This is a genomic window from Gemmiger formicilis, from assembly GCF_016901605.1.
Lineage (GTDB): Bacteria > Bacillota > Clostridia > Oscillospirales > Ruminococcaceae > Gemmiger > Gemmiger formicilis_B.
This window is the reverse complement of the sequence record NZ_JACJKP010000886.1, coordinates 1-219: the sequence shown is the minus strand read 5'-3', so window position 1 is coordinate 219 and position 219 is coordinate 1. Positions and strand designations below refer to the sequence as shown.

The following is a 219-nucleotide window of genomic DNA, read 5'->3' as shown; positions in this document are numbered from 1 at the left end:
GGTGAACCAGTCGTTCCAGTAGGCGACCATGCTGAACACCACCATAACGGCCATGATGGGCTTGGAAAGGGGAATGATAATGTCCCAGAAAACCCGCAGCTTGGAGGCACCGTCAACACCAACACCGAACAGACCGACTTCAAGATCATCAGCGGTATCTCGGCCCTGTCCGGCGGCTACGATTCCAACGAAGTGCTCAACACCATGGCCCAGAATGCC

Annotated in this window: 1 pseudogene; it reads right to left on the bottom strand. The window is 55.7% G+C overall.

The window, feature by feature from the left end:
- Positions 1 to 219 (bottom strand): annotated as a pseudogene (locus H6B10_RS18420) (hypothetical protein); the annotation flags it as partial.